Source organism: Candidatus Hepatincolaceae symbiont of Strigamia maritima (genome assembly GCF_055505085.1).
Map to the genome: position 1 here is coordinate 1 of NZ_DBKDTU010000039.1, position 3,507 is coordinate 3,507.

The 3,507-nt window shown below is 30.6% G+C and carries 3 protein-coding genes; all 3 read right to left on the minus strand.

All coding sequences use genetic code 11. From position 1 onward, the window contains the following. Positions 1 to 116 precede the first annotated feature (116 nt). Positions 117 to 1,562: an adenylosuccinate lyase gene (gene purB / locus ACQCX0_RS00935; protein ID WP_462562226.1), complete on the minus strand. Its 1,446-nt coding sequence runs from the start codon at positions 1,560 to 1,562 to the stop codon at positions 117 to 119. A gap of 69 nt (positions 1,563 to 1,631) precedes the next feature. Then, a complete protein-coding gene (locus ACQCX0_RS00940; protein ID WP_462562227.1) occupies positions 1,632 to 2,927 on the minus strand; it encodes an adenylosuccinate synthase in 1,296 nt (431 codons plus the stop codon). Positions 2,928 to 2,945: 18 nt separating this feature from the next. After that, complete coding sequence (hpt, locus tag ACQCX0_RS00945; protein ID WP_462562228.1) at positions 2,946 to 3,479, minus strand: hypoxanthine phosphoribosyltransferase; 534 nt, start codon at positions 3,477 to 3,479, stop codon at positions 2,946 to 2,948. Positions 3,480 to 3,507: the final 28 nt, after the last annotated feature.

Here is a 3,507-nt window from a genome sequence, read left to right on the forward strand (position 1 = left end):
ATTAACTATCTCTTTATATAAAATCTTAACTCATTTAGGATTTTATATAATAATTACACATTTTTATTATTTTTCATTTTAACACATCTAACAACTATTAACCTGATATTTTACAATCAGACTCTGGATGATTTTGATTTATTAAGTAAAAAATTATACTTTTTTAATAAAGGTTGTACCTCTATACTTAAGAAATCTGATACTTGTTCAGTAGCAAATCCCACTAATGTATTAGCATTAAGCAGTTCCTGCCATTTTTCATCTGCAATATTTAAGGTTTTATCTTGTTTAATAAGTTCTATTAAATTATTCTCACCACCAGTTTTTTTAATAAAATGAGCAGCATTTATAGAATGTTCACGAATTTTAGAGTGACCATCTTGTCTAGAACCTCCGTTTTTTACATATTCCATTAAAATATTTTCTGTAATCATAAAGGGAATCTCTGCCTTTAGATTTTTAGCTATAATTTTTTCATTTATCTCAAGCCCAGAAATAATATTATGCAATAATAATAGAATACTATCAATTGCTAAAAAAATTTGTGGTAGAGTTAGTCTTTTATTAGCAGAATCATCTAATGTTCTCTCTAACCACTGGGTAGCAGCCACAAGACTTGTAGAATTACTTAAAGACATTACAAACTTTGCCAAAGCTGCTACCCTTTCACTCAGCATAGGATTTCTTTTATAAGGCATGGCAGACGAACCAATTTGTTTTTTTTGGAAGGGTTCCTCTATTTCCTTTAAATGTTGTAATAATCTTAAATCATTAGTTATTTTATGGGCTGATACTCCAATACCGGCTAAGGTTTGACTAATTAACATATCTATTTTACGGTCATATATTTGTGAAGTAACCGCATATGAATTTGGAAAATTAAATTCTTGTGCCAAAAAGCGGTCTATTTTTTTTAACGCCTCATAATTATTATTCAGTAATTCTTTAAAACTAGCAGCCGTACCCGTAGTTCCCTTTATTCCCCTTAATAATAATGTATCTTTTACATGTAGTATTTCATAAAAATCTATTAAAAAACTATACAACCAATTACTAGCTCTCTTCCCTAGAGTGGTAGGTTGTGCAGGTTGAAAATGTGTAAAACTTAATGTTGCCATAGCTTTATATTGCGAGGCAAATTCGCTTAAAGCTTGAATAACATTAATAAGTCTCTTTTCTATCAGAATTAAAGCTTCTTTATAGATAATAATATCTGTATTATCTATCACAAAAGCACTAGTTTCTCCTAAATGCAGAATACTCCCAGCATTGGGGCAATTCTCTGCAAAAGCATGAACATGAGCCATAACTTCATGTTTTAACTGTTGTTCTAACTCCTTAACCCTAGAAAAATTGATATTTTCTATATTGCTTTCTAATTCTTCTATTTGCAGAGTGGTAATGGGTAACCCAACATTTTGTTGAGCTTTTGCTAAGGCAACCCAAAGTTTACGCCAGATTGTATATTTTTTAAAATCAGAAAAAATATACTGCATCTCAGTTGAGGCATATCGTTCAATTAAGGGATTTTTATATGAATAATTCTGAGAGTTAGCTTGCATGTTCACTTATAACCTTATAATATAATAGTTTTAAAAATAGTTAGCAACTTAAATATTTTCATAACGAGCCTATAATTTTTTCAACCAAATATTCTGTTCCCTAGAAGGACCTACTGAGATCATAGCAATTGGTATCCCCAATAATTCTTCAATAGAATTAACATAATGCAAACAGCTCTTAGGTAATTGTGCTAATTTAGTGATGTTAGAGATATCTTCACTAAAACCCTCAAAAGTTTCATAGATAGGTTCTAGTGCTTTTAATACTTCCAAAGAAGCTGGGATATTATGATAAATCTTATTATAAACTTTATAGCCAACGCAGATTTTAATTTTTTCTATATTAGCTAACACATCAAGTTTGGTAATTACTATATGGCTTACACCATTTAATAGAGTTGCATGTTTTAAAATATTAAGATCTAACCAACCGCATCTACGTTTTCTTTTAGTAGTAGAACCATACTCATTCCCAACCCTTGCTATTTGCTCTCCTATAATTTGCTCTTTCTTATCCTTAGCAAGTTCAGTTATAAAAGGACCCTCACCCACTCTTGTGGTATAAGCCTTACTAACTCCTATCACATTTTGTATTCTATGAGGAGCAACCCCTACACCACTACAAATTGCCCCAGCGGTAGGATTAGAAGAGGTAACATATGGGTAACTCCCAAAATCAATATCAAGCATTGCAGCTTGTGCTCCTTCAAACATGACAACTTCCTGATTATCAAGAGCCGTATTTACTATGGCACTACAGTCTTTAATTCTATACTTAATTTTACTTATATATTCTACATATTCATGATATAAAGTGTTGAGATCCATTGCTTCCTGCTGATAAATTTTAGTAAAAAGAGCATTTTTAACTTCCAAATTAAGCTTAAGTTTTTCCTTAAAAGTATTTAAGTCTAATAAATCACACGCTCTAATTCCTATCCTTAAATATTTATCGGCATAACACGGTCCAATACCGCGTTTAGTAGTTCCGATTTTATTGTGTTTTAACTCAAGTTCCTGTAATTCATCTAACTTAATATGATAAGGCATAATGAGATGAACTCTATCACTAATAAAAATTTTATCAGTATTAATACCTTTAGTTTGTAAAACAGCTATTTCTTGTAATAATACCTTTAAATCTACTACTACCCCGTTACCTATTAAACAAGTAACCCCTGCATGCAAAACCCCCGAAGGTAAAAGATGTAAAATAAATTGTTGATTCTCTATAACCACAGTATGCCCTGCGTTATTACCACCTTGGAAGCGTACTACATATTTAGCCCTATTCGCTAAAACATCTATGATTTTTCCCTTACCTTCATCACCATATTGCATACCCACAATTACATAAGATGTCATAGTTTTTATTCTCCTGTTCTATTGAATTACTTTAGCAAGATACGGTAGATTTCTATATTTTTGTGCATAATCTATACCATACCCAACCACAAAATCATTCGGGATAGTAAAACCTATATAGTCTACTTTAATATCTACTAATCTTTTACTGGATTTATCTAATAAAGTACAAATAGCTAAGTTGTTAGGGTTCCTCCTTAATAGTAAATCTACTATTTTTTGTAGAGTTAAGCCTGTATCAATAATATCTTCTACTATTACCACATCTTTATTTTGGATATCTGCTTCTAAGTCTTGTAAAATTTTGACATTGCTACTACTTTCCATCGTATTACCATAACTGGAAACAGACATAAAATCCATAGTAAGAGTTGGCAATTGCACTGCTCGTAATAAGTCTGCCATGAAAATTACACTACCTTTTAATAACCCGATAAAAACTATACCTTGAGAATTATTGAAATCTTCCTGAATTAATTTAGCTAATTCTTTTACTCTGTTTTTAATAGTTTTCTCAGAAATAATTTCTTGTAAAATAATATTATTAGACATCTTTATACATTATTCTTGTTAACAGCTA